Raw genomic sequence first — 21,492 nt, forward strand, 5'->3', positions numbered from 1 at the left:
AGTTGCGTTAGTTGAATACGTGTGATTTGACCGCTTTTCCGACCGCCTGTTCCACCGGGTCGAAGAGCGCCGGGTCGGCCATCCCCGCGCCCAGAGAGAGGTTCGCCGCGGGCGCGACGACGACCGCAACCGACCGGCCCTCCGCGAGTTCCGCCGTCGAGACGGGCATCCCCGTCTCGGCGTCGAGCGTCGTGATGAGGTCCGGGAACGTCGCGAGGCGCTCGCCGTCGAGTTCGAGCGTCATGTACTCGTTCCAGAAGGTGAGTTCGCGGCCCTCGATTTCGACCTCGCCCACGTCGAATCCCCCGGTCGTTTCGAGCGCGAACGACTCGACGGGACCGACGAGCGAGACCTCGCCGCCGACGGCGTCGGCGACGCGTTCGGCGGCGTCGCGGCCGTCGTCCGCGAGCCTGACCGCGCGACCGACCGCCTCGGCCTGGTCGTACGTGTCGAGCGCCGCGTGCGCCTCGGCGTAGCTCGCGGGAACCGGGTTGCGGGCGACCGCGACGAGGCCGCCGGCGTCTTCGGCCGCGTGCCGGACGAGCGACGCCGCCGTGCCGAGTTCGGCCTCGACGACCGTCTCCAGTCGGGCCGCGGTGCCCGGCACGCCGCCGACCGCCGCCTGCACCGACTCGGAGTCCTGCGACAGCCCGATAGAGCCCATCGGCCCGGTCGGGTGCGCCCGCCCGTTGCAGGCGGCATCGACGAGCGGGAGGCCCGTCACGGCGGACTGGAGCAGCCCGTTTACCGTGGCGAACCCGCCCATCTCGTTCGTCATCAGCGCGCCGACGGTCGTTCCGTCGGCCGCGAGTCTGTCCACCAACAGTTCCACCGCGCGCACGTAGTCCGCGGGGTCGACGTGGCTGTCGGTCGCGGCGGGCGCGCCCACGCCGCTGACTGTCAACACCACGTCCGTCGGGTCGAGGTCGGCGACCGAGACGATTGTCGGCCGGCCGTACTCGACGGCGAGTTCGCCGAACTCGATGCCCTTGGCCAGCGAGCCGCCGCCCCCGCCGCCGAGGACCGCGCCGCCGACCGCGACGTCTTCGACCCATTCGGCCGTTATCGTCCGCTCGCCGCCCGTCGGCTCGGGTCGTGTCTCGTCTGTCGGCGCGGCGTCGTCTCTTGCCGCGCGCTGCGTTCCGTCCGTCTGTGTCCGCGTGTCGTCTGTCGTCATTGGGGTGCCTCGGGGGAGTCTGCGTCGTCGGCCGTCACGCTGAGGAAGGCGTTCGGCCGCTGTCTGTCGGCGTTGCGAAGCGTCGCGGTCCCCCGCGCCCGGAGTCGCTTCATGCCCGCCGCGAGCAGGTGGTACGTCTGGTCGCGGCCCATCGATTCGAACAGCCCGTCGGACTTCGCCACCGCCGTGGCGCAGACCTCGTCGTCGCGGCACGGCCGGTCGCAGGCCGAACACGCCGGCTGGGCGGTCTTGAACGCCGCCGGGTCCGACGCGCACGACCGGAGGAGTTCGTCGGTCCACGGGCGGTTCCGTCGCGCCCGCCGGAGGGCGGCGAGGCGCGCTGCGCGCTCTGCGGTCATTCCCACTCCGCGCCCTCCTCGAACCGGTCGTCGTGGAGGAAACACCGGGCGACCTGATCCGGGCCGCGCTCGTACAGTTCGGGCTCCTCGACCGCGCAGGCGTCGAACTCGTGGGCGCAGCGCGAACGGAAGGCGCAGCCGCTCGGCTTCTCCCGCGGGTCCGGCACCTCGCCGTCGAGCGTGATTCGGTCGGGCTTCGCCAGTTCGTCCTCCTCGCTGATGGTCGAGATGGCGGAGAGGAGCGCCCGGCTGTAGGGGTGTTGCGGCGACCCGAACACCGAGTCCACGTCGCCGACCTCGACGAGCCGACCGAGGTACATGACGCCGATGCGGTCGGCGACGTTCTTCAGGAGCGAGAGGTCGTGGGTGATGAACAGGTAGGTGATACCGAACTCCTCCTGTATCTCCTCGAGGATGTTGATGATGCGGGCCTGCACGCTCACGTCGAGCGCGCTCGTCGGCTCGTCGAGGACGACGAACTTCGGGTTGAGCGCCACGGCGCGGGCGATTCCGACGCGCTGTTTCTGGCCGCCCGAGAGCTGTCCGGGGTAGCGGTACATGAACTCCCGTGGGAGGTCCACCATGTCCAAGAGTTCCTCGACCCGTTCGAGCCGGGCCTCGGAGTCGCCGTAGTCGTGAATCTTCAGGGGAGCCTCGATAATCGACTTGACGCGGTGTCGCGGATTGAGGCTCGACGCCGGGTCCTGGTGGACGATTTGCATGTTCCGGCGGAACCGCTTGAGCTCGCCGTCGGAGAGGTCGACGACGTTCTGGCCGTCGATTTCGACCCGCCCGCTTGTCGGCTCCGTCAGGCGGAGCATCGACCGGCCGGTCGTCGTCTTGCCGGAGCCCGATTCGCCGACGAGTCCGAACGTCTCGCCCTCCGCGATGGAGAAGCTCACGCCGTCGACGGCGCGGACCTCCCCCGCCTTCTTCTGGAAGATGCCCTCGAACAGCGGGAAGTGTTTCTTGAGGTTCTCGACCGTGACCATCGGATCGTCGAGGTCCCGGTCGCGCTGTGCCGCCGCCGTCGATTCGGTCGTGTACGCTGAGTCGTTCATTGGTCCGTCCCCCCGTCGGCGGAGATGTCGCCGGGGGCGTCGCCGCCGCCGGCCAGCCACGGCGCGGTGCCGATGTCGACCGGGTCGGCGGCGAGCGATTCGTGACGCTCGCGGGCCGGGAGCCCGTCGAACAGGTGACACGCGGTCGCGTGGTCGGGACCGGTCCGCCGCGGGTACGGGTACGCCTCGTGGCAGGCCGCCTCGGCGTGCGGACAGCGGTCGGCGAACCGACAGCCGGCCGGCGGGTTCGTGTAGTCGGGCAGGTGCCCCTCGATGCCGTCGCCGATGCCGGTCGAGAGCGTCGGGATGCTCTCCAACAGCCCGCGGGTGTAGGGGTGCTGGGGGTTCGCGAACAGGTCGACGGTCGGCGCTTGCTCGACGATTTTGCCCGCGTACATCACGTTGATTCGGTCGCTGACCTCGCGGGCGACCCCGAGGTCGTGGGTGATGTAGAGGACGCTCGTGTCGCGTTCCTCGACGAGTTCGTCGAGGAGGTCGAGCACCTTCGCCTCGGTCGTCACGTCGAGGGCGGTGCCCGGTTCGTCGGCGATGAGCAGGTCCGGCTCCGACAGGAGCGCGATGGCGATGAGGACGCGTTGGCGCATCCCCCCGGAGAGCTCGACCGGGTAGCTCTCGAAGACGCGCTCGGGCGCCGAGATTTCGACCTCGCCGAGCATCTCGATGGCCCGTTTCCTGTGTTCGGCCTTCGCGCCGGTCGACAGCGCGTCGCGGACGAGCTTCGACAGCGACAGGCGCGGTCGCCCCTGCCACTTCAGCACGTCCATCATCTGCTCGCCGACCGTCAAGACGGGGTTGAGACTCGTCATCGGGTCCTGCATTATCATGCTCATCTCCTTGCCGCGCCGCGAGTGGCGCTCGGCGTCGGAGAGCGAGAGCACGTCCTCGCCCTTGTAGCGAATCTCGCCTTCGGGGATGGTCGCCGAGGGGAGCAGTCCCATGATGGATTTCACGGTGACGCTCTTGCCGCAGCCCGTCTCGCCGACGAGCGCCGCGGTCTCGCCGCGGTCGATGCTGAAGTCGATGCCGTTTATCACCTCGGCCGTCCCGTCGTGGGTCTCGAAGTGGACGTGGAGGTTCTTGACCTCTAAGATGGGGTCCGCCATCTCAGTCCACCTCCACGTCGAGCACGTCGCGCAGGCCGTCGCCGATGAAGTTGAACCCGAGGACGGCGAACGAAATCGCCAGCCCCGGGAACACGGCGATCCACCAGAAGCTCGTGACGTAGTTGCGGCCCTGTGCAATCATCGCGCCCCACGTCGGCGTCGGCGGCTGCGCGCCGAGGCCGAGGAACGACAGGCCCGCGCCGACGAGGATGACGAAGCCCATGTCGAGGGTCGCCTTGACCGTGATGGGGCTGACGACGTTCGGGAGAATCTCCTTGAACGTCGTCCGCACCCACCCCGACCCGAGCGCCCGGCTCGACTCGATGAACTCGTCTTCCTTTATCGAGAGCACCTCGCCCTGCACGAGGCGGGCGTACCACGACCACCACGAGAAGGCGATGGCGACCATGACGTTGAACAGCGACGCGCCGGTCGCGGCGACCACCGCCATGGCGAGGAGCGTGGGCGGGATGGCGAGGAAGATGTCCGTCACCCGCATGATGACGGTGTTCGTCGTCCCGCCGAGGTAGCCCGCGATGAGCCCGAGCGTCACGCCGATGGAGATGGCGATAGAGAGGACGATGCCGCTCATCAGGAGCGACAGGCGAGCCCCGAACAGGACGCGGCTGAAGATGTCGCGGCCGGTCGTGTCGGTGCCCATCAGGTGCGTCGCGCTCGGCGGCTCGCTCGCCTGGTCGAAGTAGACGCCCGCGCCGGCGTGTTCGGGGAACGGCGCGATGTACGGCGCGAGGAGCGCCGCGACGACGAGCGTCAGAATCATCGCCAGCCCGACGAGCGAGAGCTTGTTGCCCGCGAAGGTCCGAAAGCCGCGTTTGAGCTGTCGAATCCGCTCTTTTCGGGCGGCGCTCTCGGTGTCGAAAAACGGGAGCGAGGTCTTCGTGGACACGGCTATCCCTCCTCCAGCCGCACCCGCGGGTCGAGGTAGCCGTACAGCAGGTCGACCACGAAGTTGGCGGTCACGAAGCCGATACCGACCACGATGGTGACGCCGACGATGGCGTTGAAGTCCTGATAGAGGATGGCCTGGACGCCGTAGCGCGCCATCCCCGGCCACGCGAAGACGATTTCCACGAGGAACGCGTTCCCGAGGAGGAACCCGAAGGCGAGGCCGACCACCGTGAGTGAACTCGTAAAGGCGTTTTGCAGCATGTACTTGTATTCGATGAGGGTGTTCGGAAGGCCGTAGGCCCGGGCGGCGAGGACGTAGTCCTTGCGCTGCTCGTCGATCATGTCCGAACGGATGAGCCGCATCACCTGCGCCAGCGTGGCGAGGCCGAGCGCGACGGTCGGCAACAGGAGGTGCGTGGCCGCGTCGAGGAACGTCCCGAACTGGCCGGCGATGAGGCTGTCGACCAGATACAGGTTCGTGACCGCCGGCGGGGGAGCGACGCCGTCGCTGAGCCGCCCCGAGAGGGGCAACAGCCCGAGGCTGACGACGAAGACGATTTGCAGGACGATTGCGACCCAAAACCGCGGCATCGACACGCCGAACAGGGCGGTGATACGCGAGAGGTGGTCCTGCCAGCGGTCCTTGTTGGTTCCGGCGACGACGCCGAACGGAATCGCCAGTAGCACGGCGAAAAACAGCGTGACGACGGTCAGTTCGAGCGTCGCGGGCAGGCGGGCGACGATGTCCGAAAAGACGTTGTTGTTCGTCCGAAGCGACATCCCCCAGTCGCCCTGCACGACGCCGAACAGCCAGTCGGCGTACTGCATCGGCAGCGGCTGGTCGAGGCCCATCTCGGCCCGCAGTGTCGCGACTTGCTGTTCCGTTGCTTCCGGTCCGAGCGCCAACCGAACGGGGTCGCCCGGAATCACGCGGGATATCAGGAAGATGAGCACTGACAGCCCGAAGATGACGGGGACCGAGTGGATTGCGCGCCGAACGAGGTAATCTACGTATGACATTGGTGAGTTGGAAAGACGGCCCGAAGCGGGGCGTCGAAAGTCGTCGGGCGACTACTTCGCCCGGCCCTCGCCGCTGCGAGTCATGGAGTGGACGTCCCAGTCGAACGACATCACGCCGCGGTACTGCCAGCCCTCGACGTTCTCGTTGATGCCGATGCGGTACGGCGGGTTGGCGATGTAGACGCTCGGCATGCCCTCGACGATGAGCGCCTGCGCCTCCTCGTACTTCTCCAGCCGCGACTGGAGGTCGGAGGTCTGGCGCGCCTCTTCGAGGGTGGCCGCGATTTCGTCGGTGGAGTACCACGACTGGGAGATGTACGACCCGAACGAGGAGGGGTGGTACATCAGGTAGGTGTGGCTGTCCGGCGACGGCATCTTCGCCGTGTGGAAGATGTTCGTCATGTGGGCGGTCGACTCGGCGCTCGTCGCGCGGTCGGTGAGGCGGGCCCACTGCAGCGGGTTGATTTCGAGGTCGATGCCGAGTTCGCTCAGCCCGGCCTGGTTGAGAAGCCCCATCTGGCGCTGGAGTTCGGTCCCGGCGACGACGACGTGTTCGAGGCCGATTTCGTTGATTTCGTCGACGGAGTAGTCCGCCTTGTCGAGGAACTCCTTGGCCTTGTCGAGGTCCTGTTCCATCGGGACGAGGTCGCCGTTGTGGCCCGCCATCTCCCGGGGGACCGGCCCGGCCGCGACGCCGCCGCCGCCGATGATGTCGTTGACGGCGCTGTCGTAGTCGAACGCGTAGGCGATGGCCTTCCGGACGTTGATGTCGTCGGTCGGTGCCTTCTGGCAGTTCAGCGGGAAGTGGAACAACTGCAGCTGCGGCACCTCGGGGACGCGGACGTTGGCGTACGAGTCCATCTCCGCGTACGCCTGCGTGCCCATGTACTGGTCGGTCATGTCGCCTTCGCCCTGCTGCATCGTCGTCTTGATGGTGGACTCCTCGGTGATGACCGTCGAGCGGAACGTGTCGAAACTGTCCTCGCTCCAGCCCTTCCAGTAGTCCTCGTAGGCCGACGCCTCGATGGAGTTGCCCTGCTCCCAGTTATCGAGGACGTACGCGCCGGAGCCGGCGGAGTTGTTCTGGAGGTAGGCGTTGCCGTAGTCGCCGTCGGTCTCGTTTTCCTGGACGACGGTGCTGTTGACGATGTAGAACTGGACGAACGTCGCCAGCGCCGGGCCGTACGCCTGATTGAACTCGAAGGCGACCGTCCGCTCGTCGCGGACGGTGATGTTCGAGGGGTCGAGGTAGTCGAGCCAGAACGACGAGTACCCGCGCTGGAGTTCCAGCATCCGGGTGAGCGAGTACGCCACGTCGTCGGCGGTCAGCGGCGTGCCGTCGGAGAACGTCACGTCGTCGCGGACGGTGAACACCCACGTCTTCCCCTCGTCTTCGGTGTCCCAGCTCTCGGCGATGTGCGCCGTCGGCTGGAGCGTCTCGGCGTCGACCGTGATGAGTTCGTCGTAGAGGTTCTGCGCCGCGAGCCCCTGCGTGTAGTCGACCTGCTCTGCGGGGTCGAGCGTCCCGAAGACCTGCCCGGCGACGAAGTGGAAGTCGTTACCGCCGCTCGCGCCGCTTCCGCCGTCGCTCGTCTGTTCGGTCGTCGTCGAGTCGCCACCCGAACTGCCCTCGGTGGTCTCGGTCTGCTGGGTCCCCTGACAACCCGCGAGTGCGACGCTCGTCGCTCCCGCACCCATGAGTTTCAGGAGTTTTCTGCGTTCTATGTTGCCGGTTGGCATGGAGAGTTGTGGATACCCTATTCGTATAAAGCTTTCCTAGTGATTGAACATATCGTCGATAAAAGAAGTTGATTCATCTAATTATAACTTTGTAATAATTATGGAGAGAACCGAGAACACACAGATATGGACGAATACGCACCCCAGAAAGAAATAGAAGCTGATTCTCATCTATCTCGGTTATCTGAAGACAGAGATACACAGTCAATAGTGGTAGTAGTGGACAGTAGCCGGCCGTCAATCACGGGAACGTCGCGGCGAGCGCGGCCGAGAACGAGACGGAATCGACGCCGCCGCGAACAGTTACTCCGGGAGAAACAAGGCGGGTTCGGTGTGTCGGAACGAGCAACGACGGGTGTCCCCCAGGTCGCTCACCGTCGTCCGAATCTCGGGTTCGGTCCGAAGCGTTTCGACGAACGAGCGGTCGGTGTCCGGGTCGTAAAACACGGGATAGAGGACCGCTTCCATCGTTTCTTCCGATTTCACGACGACGACGAAGATTCGAACGTTCGTGTCGCGGGCGCGGTAGACTTCGAGCTGCTCGAACGCCGCATCAGGCTCTGAAACGGTCGAAGAGAGCGCTTCGAGCTCCGAGTCCGGGACGAGGAGCCGAAACCCGGCGTCGGCGGCCGCCGCCGCGTCCGTCGTGGCGACGTCTCCCGGATGAAGAACGAGCGTCTCCCAGCCCGAATCTTCGAGTTCCGCCGAAACCTCGTCTATCTCGGTGAGGATGTCAGCCCAATCGGCGAGGGCCTTGTTCGTTCGGTTGATTTTTCCGCGTACCATGCCGACACCCTCTGTGAACGCGGAGTAAAAGTGTTTGGGGCAGAAATCCGCGTTCCACCGACGGCCTGCGATCTCGGTCGTCGGCCGCCATACTGTGAGTAAACGATTCGTTCACAAATTGTATCCGATTCGGAGATTTTGAAGAAACATTCATATATATGAAGCTAAGCGGTATAACCGTGAGAATAGCAATGCCCGATTCGCAGGAGTGGATAGAGGACCCGCGCGTTGTCGAACTTCTCGAAGACCGGATGGACAAGAAGGACTATCTCATCTTCCGCGAACTGAACAAGGACGGGCGAATCTCGGACACGGAGCTCGCCGACCGCGTCGGACTCTCTCGGACGGCCGCGCGGCGGCGGCGCAAGATGCTCCAAGAGGACGGCATCCTCGAAATCTTCGCGCTGTTGGTCTTTCGGGCGGCCGACTACCCCTACGCCGAGGTCCACATCTCGTACGACAAGGGCTCCACGAACGACGAAATCACGGCGTTCATCGAGCGACTCCTCGACGAGGGGCTGGTCTACGAGGTCGCGGAGTGCATCGGCGAGTACGACCTGCTGATTCGCGTCTGGCAGTCCTCTCTGAGTAGTATCAACAGCTACGTCCGCGAACTCCTGCAGGACAGCGACGTGGTCGACAGCTACACCATCGTCCCCATCACCGACTCCTACAAGATGTTCCACCGGACGTTCTACAGGCCGGGCGAAGAGGCACCCGACGCGTCGTAACCGGGTCGGAGTCGCCGCGAGCGAGCGTCGGGTCGAACGTACAGTCCGAGAGCCGCCGGTCCTCGCGGGTGCACCGACCGGCCGAACCAACACGTTTTAGGTTGGCCTAAACAATGTGTCGAGCGAGCGACGCACGGACCGCGGCGTCGGGACACGACCCGCGAACCAGTAGACAGAGACACCATGGTCGGCACGACACTCACCCAGATTCGGACTCACATCGAATCGCTCGCGAGCGACGACGGGGCGTACGAACTCGTCTGCGGACGGACCGGAGAGCGGCCGGTCCCGGTGGACGGTCTCCGGTTCGAGGACCGTTCGACCGCGGAGGCCGCCGCCCGCGCGGCGAGACAGTACCGCTCCGCGCTCCGGCGGTACGACCCGAACGTCCCGTACTACGACCTCATCGTCTCGGAACACGACGACGTTCCGGGCTTCGGCGGCGCGGACGCGACCGCGGAGGGATGGGCGACCGCCGGTGCGACGCCCGGTCTTCCCGAACCGCCCTGCGACCTCGGAACCGACGCGGACGGCCGACCCGACTGCGCCGGCGGCGGGCGCTCCGAGCGGGTCGAGTTCTGCCACCGGGTCGCGGCGGCGGTGTTCGAGGCGCTCGTGGACGCCGACCATCGGGCTGTCGAGACGGCGGTGATGGACGCGTACTTCGACCTCGCGGAGACGATGTCCAGCGCGGACGACCTCTGTCTGCGCCTGTTGGAGAGCATGGCGACGGCGCTCCACGTCCACCTCACGTCGGCCGAGCAGGCGGACGTGCTCGAACGCGCCGCATCGAACCTCTCGTCGCGACCCGAGTCGGCCGGGGCGCTGGAGGCGACGCTGGCCGAGATGGAGCGACTCGACCTCGTCGGGTCGTACACCTGCTCGCCGTGGCGGCCCGGGCCGGAGTCGGGAACGAGGTCCGCGGAACTGACCCTCGAACGGTACGCGCTCTCGGCGCGCGAGGGACGGCTTCCGGTGTTACCGGTCGTCCTCGACCTCTACCGCCGGGCGGAGTCGTGGAAGCCGGTCTCCCTGCACGTCACGCCGGCCGATGAGGGCTGGCACGCGACGCTTTCGGTCTCCTCGAAATCGAACGCGGTCGGACTGGCGAGCGTCCCGATTCACGAGCGCGCCGCCGACTGACTCGTTTTTCCCACCTCTCACGCCGCCGCGACGGGGACGCGCCAACCGTCTCAGGCCCGAAAGCCGCGCAGAAACCCGGTGGCGACGCCGCCGCACCCGAGCGACACGAGGAGTTCGAACGTCCGCACGACGAGCACCGCCGCGGCCGCCCCCGCGGCCGGCGCGCCCGTCGTGAGACTGAGCGCGCCAGCGAGAAGCACGTCGTACGCGCCGAGGCTCCCCGGGACGGGGACGACGCTCGCCGCCTGCGGGAGCGGGATGACGGCGACGATGGGGAGGAACGCAACGCTCGTCCCGGTCCCGGCGAGCGCGACCCAGAGCGCGAGCGACGTGAGCAGTTGCTCGAAGACGCCGCTGAGCGCGATGACGCCGAGGAGTTCCGGCGCGTCGCGGAAGTGGACGACGCGCTCCCAAAACCGCTCGACTGCGGCGGCGACGGCGTCGCGGCCGAGCGGCGTCTCGCGGGTGAGTCCAGAGACAGCGCGGACGACCGGGGTCAGGACCGCGACGACGACCGCCGAGAGCGCGTCTCGCGCCCAGACGAGCGCGACGCCGACGACGAACAGCGCGGCGACCGCGCCGGCCAGCGTCGCGAGGACGAACCGCGGGGTCGGTGCGTCGAGAAAGAGGACGCCGACGACGGCGACCGAGAGAAGGAGCTGTGCGGCGGATTTGACGTACTTGGCGACGCCGCGGACCCCGAGGGCCTCGCTGTAGCTCGTCTCGGTCGCGACGCCGAAGAACTGCGCCATGATTGGCTCCGAACTCACCGGGCCGGCGGGGCTGAGCACGTCGAAGAAGTCGCCGGCGAACGCGAACTGGACGCTCGCCCGCGGCGAGAGCCCGCCGCGGAGGGGTCGAACCGACGCCCAGACCCCGAGGCCGTCGACGGTCGCCTCGGCGAGCATCAGAACGCAGACGACGCCGACGGCCCACGGGGCGACGGCCGCGACGCGCGAGCCGACCTCCTGCGGGCCGACGTACCAGAGGTACGCCGCGAGCGCTCCGATACCGAGCCCCGCGCCGACGGCGAACCGAATCCCGCGTCTCACACCCGAAGGAAGCGAAGCCCGCTACAAAACCGCCGCGACTCGCGGCCGCGTCGGTCGTCGGGGCCCTGCCTCGATTCGAGGACTAAACCACGACGAGACGGCCGGTGGCCGTGGATTTATGCTCGCGAGTTCCTACTAGCCCCGATGTGGACTCCCCGTTCGAGACGCTCGGCATCGACCCGGACGCAGACGAGGACGAACTCGTCGACGCGTACCGTCGGCGGGTGAAGTCGGCCCACCCCGACCACGGCGGGTCGGCCGAGGAATTTCAGGCGGTTCGGACGGCCTACGAGGCGATTCGAGCCGGCTACGAACCCGGCGACGAACTCGAACCCGTCGAGACTGACGGCCGTCGCCCGGCCGACGAGGGGGCGAGCCGAAACGGACAGCACGACGCCGGCACCGCCCGAAACGGCGAGACGGGCGGCGACGGGACCGGCGGCGCGGGTTCCGATACCGGACCCGACCCGGAGCCCGAACCCGAACGACGCGGGGCGCGGGTCGAGTTCCTCGACTACGACGTGCTCACCGACCGCGGCTGGTCGCTCGCCGACGACGACCTCTTCGAGAAGGCCGCCGAAAGCGGCCTCGACGGCGACGCCTACGGCGAGGTGTTCGTCGAGCCGCGGACCAACCTCCTGAAGGCCGCCGAGGACGCGGGCCACAGTTGGCCCTTCGCCTGTCGCGGCGGTGCCTGTGCGAACTGCGCGGTGGCGGTCGTCGAAGGCGACGTGAAGATGCCCTCGAACCACATCCTCTCGGAGGAGATGCTGGAGCAGGGCGTCCGGCTGTCGTGTATCAGCCTCCCGGTGACCGACGACCTGCAGGTCGTCTACAACATCGAACACCTCCCCGGCCTCGACGAACTTCGGCTCCCCCCGCAGCACGCCCGGAAGATGAGCGCGGGCGACTGACCGGCACCCGGCGGCTGGCCCGTCCGACGTGCGCCCCGGCGCGACTTCGGGGTTGTGCGTCACCCGCGCCCCAACGCGGCCGAATTAAGCTCCGATAGCGACCCTACAACGATATGAGAGGAACGCCGACGCGGAGAGACGTCCTTCGGCTCGCGGGCGCGGGCGCCGTGGCGGGAACGGTCGGGCTGGCTGGCTGCCTCGGCGGAAGCGGCGGCGGAACTGTCGACGCCGAGGGTGACGCGACGACGACGGGGGACGGGTCGACCGGGACGCCGGCCGACGAGGGCGCGTGGCGGACGACCGAACTCACTGACGTTCGCACCGGCGAGACGTTCACTATCGAGGGGCTCCTCGACCGACCGGTTCTCCTGGAGACGTTCGCGGTGTGGTGTTCGAACTGCCTGCACCAACAGCGCGAGTTGGTCGAGTTCCACGAGGCCGTCGGCGACGACGTGCTGACGGTCGCGCTCGACATCGACCCCAACGAGGACGCAGAAAAGGTCAGGAAACACGCGGAGGACCACGGCTTCGACTGGCGCTACGCCGTCTCGCCCGAGCCGGTCACACGGAGCCTCACCGCCGAGTTCGGCTCGTCGATGGCGAGCGCCCCGGTCGTGCCGATGGTCCGGCTCTGTCCCGACGGGACCGCGACGCGGCTCAAGGACGGCCACAAGACGACCGCGTTCCTCCGCGAGCGGGTCGACGAGTGCTGACCGACCTCGCGCCGCGGCTGTTCGAACTGTTCCTCCTCGGCGTCGGCACCCCGCTCACCGCGGCCTGCGCCCTCCCGCTGTACCCCGGCTTCCTCGCGTACCTCGCGCGACAGAGTTCGCGGGCGAACGCGGAGTCGCCGTCACCAGCCGGCGGGGTCGCTGACGGACGCGGTTCGAGAGGTCGCGGCGACGGGAACGGAGTCGAGGGCGAGGACAGAGACAGGGACAGGGACAGAGACAGAGATGGAGACGAAGACGGCGGCCTCCCGATAGCCGTTCTCGGCGGCCTCGTCACCGCCGGCGCGGTATCGTTCATGCTCGTCGTCGGCGTCGTGTTCTCGTTCCTCCTCGAACTGTCGCTCACGGCGGTCGTCGAGGTCGTCTCGCCGGCGGCCTTCGGCGTCCTCTTCGTCGTGAGCCTCGCGCTCCTCTTCGACGCGAAGGTGTTCGCGCGGCTCCCCACCGTCGAGCCGCCGGAGACGCGCCACCCGGCGCTGTCGGCGTTCGCCTACGGCTTTTTCTTCGGCGCAATCGTCCTGCCCTGCAACCCCGGCTTCATCGCCCTGTTCTTCGCGCGCGTCCCCGTGCTGTTCGACACCGCCGCCGAGAGCCTCCTCGGGTTCCTCGCGTTCGGCCTCGGCATCGGCGCGCCGCTTCTCGTCTTCGCCCTCGTCTCGGAGCGGTACAGCCGACGGGCGACCCGGTGGTTCGCCCGACACACCACCGCCATCAACCGCGTCACCGGCGCGGTCATGCTCGTCGTCAGCGCCTACTACCTGCTCGTCGTGTTCGACGTGCTCGGCGTCGCGCCCGTCCTCGAATCGCTCCTCGACAGGGTCGTCTGAGCCGGGGACCCGACAGGGCGGGACGCCGCGAACCCCCGAGCCGCAGAAGTGCCTATCACCGTCGGCCCCCTCTATCTAGGGAAGCACCAGATGAACGCCGACCAGCGATCAGACCGGTACCGGACGGTCGTCGCCCGCCTCGAACGCCTCCCGACACGGGCGCGACTGGCCTTCGTTTCCGACCTCTGGGCCGCCCGCGGCTTCGAGACGCGCGTCGAGGCGGGGGTCGTCCGCGCCGAGCGCCGCGGCCGGTCGGTCCGGATTCGGCCCGCCTTCGGCCGTCGGTCGAGAGCGTCGGCGGCGGCCGAGCGAGACACGGCCGGCGTGAAACACCTCGGCGCCGGCGACATCGCCGAGGCGCTCCTGTACGCCATCGACCGGCAGGACGCCGATGCGGTCTGTCGCCGCCAGTTCGGCGCGTCGCTCGACGACCTCCGGCCGCCGCTCCGGGTTCGTGCCCGGCGGAGGGTCCGACGACTCGGGGACCGAACCGCCGCGGTCGGCCGCGACGCCGCCCGGGGAATCACCGCGCTCTTCGTCGTCGTCGCCGTCGTGAGCGGGGCGGCCGTCGCGCTCGACCTCGTGCCCTCGCCGCTCGACGGGTCGATGCAGTCCGCCGGAGTCGGGACGGGCGGGGCCGGTGAGTCGGGGTCGCCGACGGCCACGCCCGAGCGCGACGACGCGGCGACGGAGGGACCGTCGGAAACCGCGGCGACCGAGACCGCCTCCGGGTCGGAAACGCGGAACGCCGGCGCGCCGGGACTCGGGAGCGGCCAGCGCCTCGGGCCGGTCGAGCCCATCGAACCCGGCGAGTTGGAGCGCGTTCCGGGCGTCGGGCCGGACGGCATCGAGAACCTGACCGCTCTCAGCACGGCCCACGAGCGCGCGCTGGCCGAGGAGTCCTACACGCTGTGGGTCGACATCTACCGACCCGAGGGCGCGGACCCGAACTCGACGCGGAGACAGTACGACACCGACATCGCCGTCGCTGGCGACCGCTACGTCATCGCCGAGACCGTCGAGTCGGGCCGCGAGCGGACCCGACTGGAGACGGTCTACTACGACGGGGACGCGTGGTACGTCGCCGAGACCGAAGACGCGGTCGAGCGGACCCGGAAGGTCGACGGCAACGCCACCGCGCCGCCGGTGCAGTTCGAGCCGCGGGGGCTGAACCGCGGGCTCGTCCGCCAGTACCTCGACACGCGGGCGACGAACGTGACCGGGAAAGTGACCGACGAGAACGTCACGTACTACCGAATCGAGGGGAGTCAACGCCCGGCCATCGGCGGCGTCGAACCCGTCCAGGACTACCAGTTCGTCGCTCACGTGGACGAGCGGGGGTTCGTCGCCGACGCGACGGCGACCTATGCGCTCGTCTCCGACGAGGGGTTCTACTGGGTGCGATTCGAGTGGACCTACGGCCGCGTCGGCGAGACGACTGTGACGCCCCCTGCGTGGGTCGAGGGCGTCGAAAACGGGACGACAGCTGGGATGGCGACGACAGCCGACAGCAACAGGCCGCCGGCGCTTCGGACGCCCGCCCGACCGCAGTAACCCCCCGGCGGGATGCCTCGATGACGACTTTTATGCGCGTCCTCCGCCGAGCCCCGCTATGGCAATCGAGTCGGGAGACCGAGTCGCGCTCGCGTACGTCGGACGCTTCGAAGACGGGACCGTCTTCAACACCTCGCGGTACGAGGTCGCGGTCGAACACGGCCTGTACGAGGCCCAGGAGAAGGACCGCGACGACTACGCCCCCCAGACGTTCGTCGTCGGCGCGGGGCAGATAATTCCGGGGCTCGACGAGGCCGTCGTCGGGATGTCGGCCGGCGAGGAGGCCACCGTGACCGTCCCGCCGGCGGACGCCTACGGCGAGTTCGACCCCGACCGGATTCGGACCTACGACCCCGAGACGTTCGAGGGGATGGTCGGCGAGACGCCCGAGGTCGGCCTGCACGTCCACGCCGAAAACGGGCTCCACGGCGACGTCACCGCCGTTCGCGACGACGCCGTCGAAGTCGATTTCAACCACGAACTCGCGGGGAAGACGCTCGTCTTCGACATCGAAATCGTCGCCGTCCAGTAGACGGTCGCGGCCGGTCGGAGCAGTTGGAGCAGTTGTGACGGGGCGATAGAACGGAACGGGAACGGAACGGAACTGAGCGTCGAGAAGGAGCGCCGAGCCGCTACAGCGAGTGCTTGGGGACGATTTCCGGGTCGGGCGTGTAGTTGACCGCGGCCTCGACGCGGAACACGTCGGCGAGGAGTTCCTCGGTGACGACCTCGCGCGGCGGGCCCCAGTCGTACAGTTCGCCGTCCTGCATGGCGACGAGGTAGTCGGCGAAGCGCGCCGCCTGCGCGATGTCGTGGAGGACGACCGCGACCGTGACGCCGCGTTCCTCGTTGAGTTGGCGGACCGTCTCCAGCACCCGGAGCTGGTGGTGCAAGTCGAGGTACGTCGTCGGCTCGTCGAGGAGGAGCACGTCGGTGTCCTGTGCGAGCACCATCGCAATCCACGCCAGTTGGCTCTGTCCGCCCGAGAGGTTGCCGATTTGCTTGTCGCGGATGTGCTCGACGCCCGCGAGGTCGATGGCGCGTTCGACCGCCTCGTGGTCGTCCTCGTTGACCTGCTCGAAGAAGCTCCGGTGGGGGTACCGGCCGTGGTAGACGAGGTCCTCGACGGTGAGCGACGTGGGCGAGTCGTGTTGCTGGGAGAGCAGTCCCAACTCGCGCGCGAACGCCTTGTCGTCGTACTCGGTGATGGACTTCCCGTCGAGATAGACGTTCCCGGTGTCGGGCGAGAGCTGTTTGGCGAGCGACTTCAGGAGCGTGCTCTTGCCGGAGCCGTTCGGTCCGACGAGCGCCGTGATTTCGCCGCGCGGGATGTCGATTCGGTCACACTCGACGACCGGCTCCTCGCTCGTCGGATACGACAGTTCGAGCGCGTCACCGGTGAGCGCGCTCTCGCGTGTCGAGCCGTCTTCGACGCTCGCGCGTCCGTCCGCGGTCGCGTCCGTTTCGCCGTGTTGTACCATCTGTTGGGAGTCTCCTGATTGCTGTTCGGACATCACACTTCACCGATGTTCTGCTGTTTGCGCATGAGGTAGAGGAAGTACGGCCCGCCGACGAGGCCCGTGACGACCCCGACCGGGAGCTGAATCGGGTTGAGCGCGAGGCGCGCGCCCACGTCGGCGGCGACCATCAGCGCCGGGCCGGCGAACAGACAGCCGACGACGAGGCGCTTGTAGTCGCTGCCGACCACGTTCCGGACCAAGTGCGGGACGACGAGCCCGACGAAGCCGACGATGCCGGCGACGGCGATGCTCGCCGCGGCCGCGAGGACCGCGACGCCCGAGAGGGCGAATCGGACCTTCTCGATTGACATCCCGAGCGAGCGGGCGGTCTGTTCGCCCAGAAGCAGGACGTTGAGCTGTCGGGAGCTCCCGAGCGCGAGGCCGATAGCGATAATCGACCACGGGAGGGCCATGCGAACCTGCTCCCAGTCGGTTCCGGTGAGCGAGCCGGTCGTCCACGCGATGGCGGACTGGACGACGCCGATGTCGTCGACGAAGAAGAACAGCCCCGTCTGGAGGCTCTGGAAGACGGTGCCGACGATGACGCCCGCGAGGACGAGTCTGACCGGCGAGGTACCGTTCTTCCACGCGATGAGGTAGACGAGGACGAACGCGAACATCCCGCCGAGCGCCGCCAGAAGCGGGAGGTACGCCGCGAGCCCCGAGAAGACGACGAGCGTGAGGAGGATGAGCAGTCCGGCCCCCGACGAGACGCCGAGGATGAACGGGCTGGCCAGTTCGTTCCGGGTGACCGCCTGGAAAATCGCGCCCGAGATTGCGAGGTTCGCGCCGACGAGGGCGGCGACGAACACCCGCGGGAGCCGGATGTTCCAGACGATGAGCGTCCGCCGACTGAGGTCTGGGAGTTCGCCGCCGAGGAGGAACACCTGCCAGACCTGCGGGTCGAAGATGACCGCGGGGTCGAAGACGGCGCGCCACGCCTCGCCGATGGTCATCGAGAACGCACCGAAGCTGACCTGCACGAGGCCGCCGGCCACGACGACCACGAGGCTGGCGAGACAAAGCGACACGAGCGAGCCGTCTATCCAGCCGAACAGCCGGTTCAGCACCGACCCCGAGGACTGTTCTGTCGACGTCGTCCCGCTCACTGCTCGACACCCCCGAGTTCGCGTCCGTCGAGGTAGTCCGCGAGCGCCTCGTCAGGGAGCGCGTCGAGGACGCGTTCGGTACCGATCGCCTCGACGAGTCGCCGGATGCCGCGGGGTTCGGCGGTCTCGACCTCGTGGTCGGTCCGGCGGGTGTCGAACGCCCGGTCGATGTAGGACTCGCGGAGTTCCGCGAGGCGCTCGTCGTCGAGGTCGGCGTCGTCGGGGACCTCGCTTTCGAACCACTCGCGCCAGCGGTCGCGGTCGCCCCACTCGCCTTGGAACTCGGTGTCGGCGCGGAGCCAGTCGTAGTGGCGCGCGAGGTCGCCGGGGAAGCCGCGTTCGCGCCGGCGGTCCTCGATGAGACACCGGGCGACGTGGCCGCCCTGTCCGGCGGCGATACCGACCTGCGCGTTCCGCTCGCCCGACGGGGCGGCGACGTACAGCCCCTCGACGGGAGTTCGCCCGTCGTCGTCGGCGTACGAAGCGTCGAAGTGCTCGTGGACCTCGCCGTGGTGGTCGTGTTCCTCGAACATCGCGTCGTCGTCGTCGAGGCCGCGGAGGTAGTCGCCGTCGTACCACGCGGCGGCGACGACGTAGTCGGCTTCGACCCGACGGTCGTCCTGCGTGCGGACGACGAATCGCCGGGCGGCGGCGTCACTCGCGTTTCCACCCGCATCGTCGCCCGGTCGCTCGACCGAGACGACCATGTCCGCGACGTAGTCCGCGCCGACCTCCGCGACGTGTTCGTGCATGAGCGCGGTGAAGGTGTCGACGCCGATGCCGGCGGGGAAACCGAGGTAGTTTTCGAGGTACGCACACCGGCGGAAGGCGGCGTTGCCCCGGTCGAAAACGACGGTATCGAGGCCGTATCGCGCGGTGAAGACGGCCGCGGCGCACCCCGAGGGACCGCCGCCGACGACGACCACGTCCGTCGAGTCAGGTTCGGTGCCTTGGTCGGTCACGGCTCAGACCGCCCCCGTGAGAACAGCCCGTCGGGGAGCGTGGTCGAAGTCGGCTCCGTCTTCGTTCATACGTTTTAGGCGTCCCTAATACAATAAACCACTTTCGGATTTTAGGTACTCCTAAATCCACCGACACGCGGAGAACGGCCCGTAAAGAGGCTGACTCACGCGAATCACCGGTAACGACGTCCGAGAGAAAGCCCGCCGGACTGCCTGACGAACGCGGCCCAGCGCGGCCGAAATCGCCTCAGCCGAGGAGGTACCGGAGCGCGGGCCGCCGACGGACGAACTCCAGTTCTTCGAGGTACGCGTCGAGGCCGAGGATGCGGCCCGCCGCGAGCGCGCCGACGACGAGGAACAGCACGAGCCCCAGCAGGTCGCCGTTGACCAGCCCGTGTCCCCAGTCGGCGTTGCCGAGGTAGAAGAACGTCATGAGGAACGTCCCCCCGGCGGCGGCGAGTCGGACGGCAGCCCCGGTGATGAGCGCGAACCCGATGAGCGTCTCGCCCAGCGGGACCATGACGTTCGTGAACTCGAGCATCCACGGCGTCTGGCCGACCCACGCGAGGAACGCGTGGACCGGGCCGGGCGCGCCGGCGGTGCCGTTCACGAGCCAGCCGCCCGCGTTAAACGGCTCGGCGGCGAGGTACTTCGTCACCCCCGCGTGGAGGAACCAGTACCCCGTGATGATTCGGGCGAACACGAGCACGTAGCCGGTGACGCCCTCGGCGTAGTCGAACTCCATCCGGTTCCCCAGCATCTCGATTTCGCCGGTTGCGGCCATCGTCTGTCACCTCACGTGTGAAGCGTGGGCCGCCGGGAGGTTATAAATCCGGAGCGATTTTCGAATCCTCGGAAACTGGGAATCGGCGGGCCGTCCACGTCGATTCGAACCGGCACCCTCGGCGGGCGCGAACGCGAAGATACGTCTCGATACGGTGCGTGGGTTCCACCGGTCACACGGCCGACGGCGGGCGTCGTCGGGCGAGACTGACCCGTCCCCGCCGACTCACTCGGGCGTGATGACGACCCCGTCGTCGTCGGCGTGGTCCATCGCCACCTCGTGTCGCGTGTGGCGGGCGTGGGTGCGGGCCCACCGACGGGCGCTGGCCTCGGAGAGGAACTGCTCGCCGTCGGGACACTGTCGGCAGCTAACGACCCACGGCGAGACGTCGTCCGGGAAGTGTCCGGTGTGGCGACGGTGGTCGAGCGCGAACTGCTCGACCGACTGGTTGCCGAGCTGTAGCTCGTCCAGTTCGTACGAGAGGTCCCACTCCTCGCCGCACCGCGAACACGAGACGGTCGGCGTGTCGTCTATCGGGGCCGTCGGGGAGTGCGTGCGAAAGTCGTCGTCGCTCGGTGGAGACACAGGCGGGATTGGGACCGCGGCCTCTTGTAACCGTCTGCCCCCGAAGTGAAAGACAATCTGTTGATATATTCCCGCGGAATCGGCCGGGCGAGGCTCCCGGTCGCGAGCCTCACTCCGCGTTCGACGCCCAGTCTCTGACCAGCGCGACGGCGAAAACCGTCAGCAGGGCGGCGATGCCGGCGTTCCGCGCGAAGTCGCCGGTGTCACCGGCGGCGAGTCTGACGACGCCGAGCGCGAGGAGGAGTCCGATGACGAGCGCGAACAGGACGGCCGCCCACGACCGCGCGTGCATGGTCGTTGATAGCGGGTCGCCGGAGAAAACCGTTGAGGTGGGCGCATCGAACCGACTCCCCGGTCGTGGCACCCGGTCTCCTCGCCGTCCGGGTCGGGCGCGTCTCGGGTTCAGGCGCTCGCGTCGTAGCCCGCCTCTTCGACGGCCGCGACGAGGGCGTCGGTGTCGGCGTCGCCCTCGACGGTCGCTCGCTCCGCCTCGCGGTCGGCGGTCGCGTCCTCGACGCCGTCGACGCCGGCGAGGGCGTCGGCGACGCGCTGTTCGCAGTGTTCGCAGGTCATCCCGGTGACGGTGAGCGTGGTCGACATGCGGTTCGAGATAGGGGCTTCCCGATTTAGTGGATTTCCCTTTCGGCGGTTCGACAAACTCCCGACGTTAGCTTTCGATTCGAAAGCCAAACGCGAGGAACACCTATGACATCGTGGTACCAACTGAGTCGCATGCGCGCGCTCGACGAAACAGACCTCCACATCCTCGAACTCCTCGCCGAAGACGCCCGCCGACCCTTCAGCGACATCTCCGCCGAAGTCGGCCTCTCCGCGCCGGCGGTCTCCGACCGCATCGACCGCCTCCGCGAGGAGGGCATCATTCGCCGGTTCACCGTCGACCTCGACCAGTCAACGCTCTCGGGCGGGACGCCCGTGCTCGTCAGACTCACCGTCCGCCCGGAGTTCGTCGACGAGGTCCGCGACACCCTCCGAGCGGCAGACCCGGTCCACCACCTGTTCGTCGCGGCGGACGGCGAAGTGACCGTCCACGCCCGGCTCGACGGGGACTCCGTCCGCGCCCAGTTGGACGACCTCGTGGACCTCTCGCGGGTCCGCGACTACGAGGTGAGCCTCGTGGAGTCCGCCGAGTGGACGCCGACGGTCAACGGAACCGGATTCGCCCTCGAGTGCGCCGAGTGCGGCAACACGGTGACGAGCGAGGGCGAGAGCGCCCGCATCGGCGGGACGCTCTACCACTTCTGCTGTTCGTCCTGTCTCGGCCGGTTCGAAGACCGATACGACCGCCTCGAAGCCGGCGCGAACGACGACTGAGCGGGCCGGGGGCCGATAATCGAGCGACGCGGCCACTGGTTTCGAATCCAAAGTTCGACCCCTCGATGACGC

At 68.0% G+C, this 21,492-nt stretch carries 24 protein-coding genes; 8 read left to right on the forward strand and 16 right to left on the reverse strand.

Annotated elements, in window-relative coordinates; translation table 11 throughout:
- Positions 1–7: 7 nt before the first annotated feature.
- The 8 genes from DEQ92_RS15945 to DEQ92_RS15980 all read right to left on the reverse strand — a co-directional run bounded on the left by DEQ92_RS15945 (position 8) and on the right by DEQ92_RS15980 (position 8,176).
- Positions 8–1,177, reverse strand: coding sequence for a DUF917 family protein (locus DEQ92_RS15945; protein ID WP_004976499.1), 1,170 nt, complete (start codon positions 1,175–1,177; stop codon positions 8–10).
- Positions 1,174–1,536 (reverse strand): hypothetical protein, encoded by a 363-nt coding sequence (locus DEQ92_RS15950; protein WP_004976501.1) that lies wholly within the window; start codon positions 1,534–1,536, stop codon positions 1,174–1,176. The genes DEQ92_RS15945 and DEQ92_RS15950 overlap by 4 nt, the downstream gene beginning before the upstream one ends.
- Positions 1,533–2,597, reverse strand: coding sequence for an ABC transporter ATP-binding protein (locus tag DEQ92_RS15955; protein ID WP_004976503.1), 1,065 nt, complete (start codon positions 2,595–2,597; stop codon positions 1,533–1,535). Before DEQ92_RS15955 ends, DEQ92_RS15950 begins: the two co-directional genes overlap by 4 nt.
- Positions 2,594–3,721: an ABC transporter ATP-binding protein gene (locus DEQ92_RS15960; protein WP_115821114.1), complete on the reverse strand. Its 1,128-nt coding sequence runs from the start codon at positions 3,719–3,721 to the stop codon at positions 2,594–2,596. The genes DEQ92_RS15955 and DEQ92_RS15960 overlap by 4 nt, the downstream gene beginning before the upstream one ends.
- Position 3,722: 1 nt before the next feature.
- Positions 3,723–4,628, reverse strand: a complete 906-nt coding sequence (locus DEQ92_RS15965; protein ID WP_004976505.1) for an ABC transporter permease — start codon at positions 4,626–4,628, stop codon at positions 3,723–3,725.
- A 2-nt stretch (positions 4,629–4,630) separates the two neighbouring features.
- A complete protein-coding gene (locus tag DEQ92_RS15970) occupies positions 4,631–5,650 on the reverse strand; it encodes an ABC transporter permease (RefSeq protein WP_004976506.1) in 1,020 nt (339 codons plus the stop codon).
- A 51-nt stretch (positions 5,651–5,701) separates the two neighbouring features.
- Positions 5,702–7,390, reverse strand: coding sequence for an ABC transporter substrate-binding protein (locus tag DEQ92_RS15975; protein WP_050459198.1), 1,689 nt, complete (start codon positions 7,388–7,390; stop codon positions 5,702–5,704).
- A 303-nt stretch (positions 7,391–7,693) separates the two neighbouring features.
- Positions 7,694–8,176 carry a hypothetical protein gene (locus tag DEQ92_RS15980; protein WP_004976508.1) on the reverse strand — a complete coding sequence of 161 codons (483 nt, stop codon included), beginning with the start codon at positions 8,174–8,176 and terminating at the stop codon, positions 7,694–7,696.
- A gap of 191 nt (positions 8,177–8,367) precedes the next feature.
- On the opposite strand from DEQ92_RS15980, the gene DEQ92_RS15985 reads away from it, so the two are divergent.
- Positions 8,368–8,907, forward strand: coding sequence for an Lrp/AsnC family transcriptional regulator (locus tag DEQ92_RS15985; RefSeq protein ID WP_004976509.1), 540 nt, complete (start codon positions 8,368–8,370; stop codon positions 8,905–8,907).
- 183 nt (positions 8,908–9,090) lie between these two features.
- Positions 9,091–10,050, forward strand: coding sequence for a hypothetical protein (locus DEQ92_RS15990; RefSeq protein ID WP_004976510.1), 960 nt, complete (start codon positions 9,091–9,093; stop codon positions 10,048–10,050).
- Between the two features lie 50 nt (positions 10,051–10,100).
- Here DEQ92_RS15990 and DEQ92_RS15995 read toward each other — a convergent pair whose 3' ends face one another.
- Entirely contained in the window at positions 10,101–11,102 is a 1,002-nt protein-coding gene (locus DEQ92_RS15995) for a lysylphosphatidylglycerol synthase transmembrane domain-containing protein (protein ID WP_004976511.1), read from the reverse strand.
- Positions 11,103–11,248: 146 nt separating this feature from the next.
- Here DEQ92_RS15995 and fer point away from each other — a divergent pair, with 146 nt between their 5' ends.
- From fer to DEQ92_RS16020, 5 genes are all read left to right on the forward strand, one after another.
- Entirely contained in the window at positions 11,249–12,016 is a 768-nt protein-coding gene (gene fer / locus DEQ92_RS16000) for a ferredoxin Fer (RefSeq protein ID WP_115805401.1), read from the forward strand.
- A 113-nt stretch (positions 12,017–12,129) separates the two neighbouring features.
- Positions 12,130–12,729, forward strand: a complete 600-nt coding sequence (locus DEQ92_RS16005; protein ID WP_115821115.1) for a TlpA family protein disulfide reductase — start codon at positions 12,130–12,132, stop codon at positions 12,727–12,729.
- Entirely contained in the window at positions 12,723–13,574 is an 852-nt protein-coding gene (locus DEQ92_RS16010; protein WP_115805402.1) for a cytochrome c biogenesis protein CcdA, read from the forward strand. Before DEQ92_RS16005 ends, DEQ92_RS16010 begins: the two co-directional genes overlap by 7 nt.
- A 90-nt stretch (positions 13,575–13,664) precedes the next feature.
- The gene (locus DEQ92_RS16015) at positions 13,665–15,128 is read left to right on the forward strand and encodes a hypothetical protein (protein WP_115805403.1); all 1,464 of its coding nucleotides are present in this window, start codon (positions 13,665–13,667) and stop codon (positions 15,126–15,128) included.
- Positions 15,129–15,186: 58 nt separating this feature from the next.
- The gene (locus DEQ92_RS16020) at positions 15,187–15,660 is read left to right on the forward strand and encodes a peptidylprolyl isomerase (protein ID WP_004976518.1); all 474 of its coding nucleotides are present in this window, start codon (positions 15,187–15,189) and stop codon (positions 15,658–15,660) included.
- Between the two features lie 100 nt (positions 15,661–15,760).
- Here DEQ92_RS16020 and DEQ92_RS16025 read toward each other — a convergent pair whose 3' ends face one another.
- From DEQ92_RS16025 to DEQ92_RS16055, 7 genes are all read right to left on the reverse strand, one after another.
- Entirely contained in the window at positions 15,761–16,609 is an 849-nt protein-coding gene (locus DEQ92_RS16025; protein WP_394338705.1) for an ABC transporter ATP-binding protein, read from the reverse strand.
- A 32-nt stretch (positions 16,610–16,641) separates the two neighbouring features.
- A complete protein-coding gene (locus tag DEQ92_RS16030; RefSeq protein ID WP_004976520.1) occupies positions 16,642–17,757 on the reverse strand; it encodes an iron ABC transporter permease in 1,116 nt (371 codons plus the stop codon).
- A complete protein-coding gene (locus DEQ92_RS16035) occupies positions 17,754–18,719 on the reverse strand; it encodes an FAD-dependent oxidoreductase (protein WP_115805405.1) in 966 nt (321 codons plus the stop codon). Before DEQ92_RS16035 ends, DEQ92_RS16030 begins: the two co-directional genes overlap by 4 nt.
- 247 nt (positions 18,720–18,966) lie before the next feature.
- A complete protein-coding gene (locus tag DEQ92_RS16040) occupies positions 18,967–19,503 on the reverse strand; it encodes a DoxX family membrane protein (protein ID WP_050459189.1) in 537 nt (178 codons plus the stop codon).
- A 225-nt stretch (positions 19,504–19,728) separates the two neighbouring features.
- On the reverse strand, positions 19,729–20,088 hold the full coding sequence (locus DEQ92_RS16045) for a hypothetical protein (protein ID WP_004976525.1): 360 nt from the start codon (positions 20,086–20,088) through the stop codon (positions 19,729–19,731).
- Positions 20,089–20,197: 109 nt separating this feature from the next.
- Positions 20,198–20,380 carry a hypothetical protein gene (locus tag DEQ92_RS16050; RefSeq protein WP_004976527.1) on the reverse strand — a complete coding sequence of 61 codons (183 nt, stop codon included), beginning with the start codon at positions 20,378–20,380 and terminating at the stop codon, positions 20,198–20,200.
- Between the two features lie 110 nt (positions 20,381–20,490).
- The gene (locus DEQ92_RS16055; RefSeq protein ID WP_004976528.1) at positions 20,491–20,688 is read right to left on the reverse strand and encodes a heavy-metal-associated domain-containing protein; all 198 of its coding nucleotides are present in this window, start codon (positions 20,686–20,688) and stop codon (positions 20,491–20,493) included.
- A 132-nt stretch (positions 20,689–20,820) separates the two neighbouring features.
- Here DEQ92_RS16055 and DEQ92_RS16060 point away from each other — a divergent pair, with 132 nt between their 5' ends.
- Positions 20,821–21,420 carry an AsnC family transcriptional regulator gene (locus tag DEQ92_RS16060; protein ID WP_049905180.1) on the forward strand — a complete coding sequence of 200 codons (600 nt, stop codon included), beginning with the start codon at positions 20,821–20,823 and terminating at the stop codon, positions 21,418–21,420.
- Positions 21,421–21,492 lie beyond the last annotated feature (72 nt).

This window comes from Haloferax sp. Atlit-6N, assembly GCF_003383195.1.
Classification (GTDB): Archaea; Halobacteriota; Halobacteria; order Halobacteriales; family Haloferacaceae; genus Haloferax; species Haloferax gibbonsii.

Coding starts and splice junctions, on each gene's coding strand:
- DEQ92_RS15945 (WP_004976499.1), bottom strand. CDS start 1,177: ATGACGACAGACGACACGCGGACACAGACGGACGGAACGCAGCGCGCG.
- DEQ92_RS15950 (WP_004976501.1), bottom strand. CDS start 1,536: ATGACCGCAGAGCGCGCAGCGCGCCTCGCCGCCCTCCGGCGGGCGCGA.
- DEQ92_RS15955 (WP_004976503.1), bottom strand. CDS start 2,597: ATGAACGACTCAGCGTACACGACCGAATCGACGGCGGCGGCACAGCGC.
- DEQ92_RS15960 (WP_115821114.1), bottom strand. CDS start 3,721: ATGGCGGACCCCATCTTAGAGGTCAAGAACCTCCACGTCCACTTCGAG.
- DEQ92_RS15970 (WP_004976506.1), bottom strand. CDS start 5,650: ATGTCATACGTAGATTACCTCGTTCGGCGCGCAATCCACTCGGTCCCC.
- DEQ92_RS15975 (WP_050459198.1), bottom strand. CDS start 7,390: ATGCCAACCGGCAACATAGAACGCAGAAAACTCCTGAAACTCATGGGT.
- DEQ92_RS15980 (WP_004976508.1), bottom strand. CDS start 8,176: ATGGTACGCGGAAAAATCAACCGAACGAACAAGGCCCTCGCCGATTGG.
- DEQ92_RS15985 (WP_004976509.1), top strand. CDS start 8,368: ATGCCCGATTCGCAGGAGTGGATAGAGGACCCGCGCGTTGTCGAACTT.
- DEQ92_RS15990 (WP_004976510.1), top strand. CDS start 9,091: ATGGTCGGCACGACACTCACCCAGATTCGGACTCACATCGAATCGCTC.
- DEQ92_RS16005 (WP_115821115.1), top strand. CDS start 12,130: ATGAGAGGAACGCCGACGCGGAGAGACGTCCTTCGGCTCGCGGGCGCG.
- DEQ92_RS16015 (WP_115805403.1), top strand. CDS start 13,665: ATGAACGCCGACCAGCGATCAGACCGGTACCGGACGGTCGTCGCCCGC.
- DEQ92_RS16020 (WP_004976518.1), top strand. CDS start 15,187: ATGGCAATCGAGTCGGGAGACCGAGTCGCGCTCGCGTACGTCGGACGC.
- DEQ92_RS16025 (WP_394338705.1), bottom strand. CDS start 16,609: ATGGTACAACACGGCGAAACGGACGCGACCGCGGACGGACGCGCGAGC.
- DEQ92_RS16040 (WP_050459189.1), bottom strand. CDS start 19,503: ATGGCCGCAACCGGCGAAATCGAGATGCTGGGGAACCGGATGGAGTTC.
- DEQ92_RS16050 (WP_004976527.1), bottom strand. CDS start 20,380: ATGCACGCGCGGTCGTGGGCGGCCGTCCTGTTCGCGCTCGTCATCGGA.
- DEQ92_RS16055 (WP_004976528.1), bottom strand. CDS start 20,688: ATGTCGACCACGCTCACCGTCACCGGGATGACCTGCGAACACTGCGAA.
- DEQ92_RS16060 (WP_049905180.1), top strand. CDS start 20,821: ATGCGCGCGCTCGACGAAACAGACCTCCACATCCTCGAACTCCTCGCC.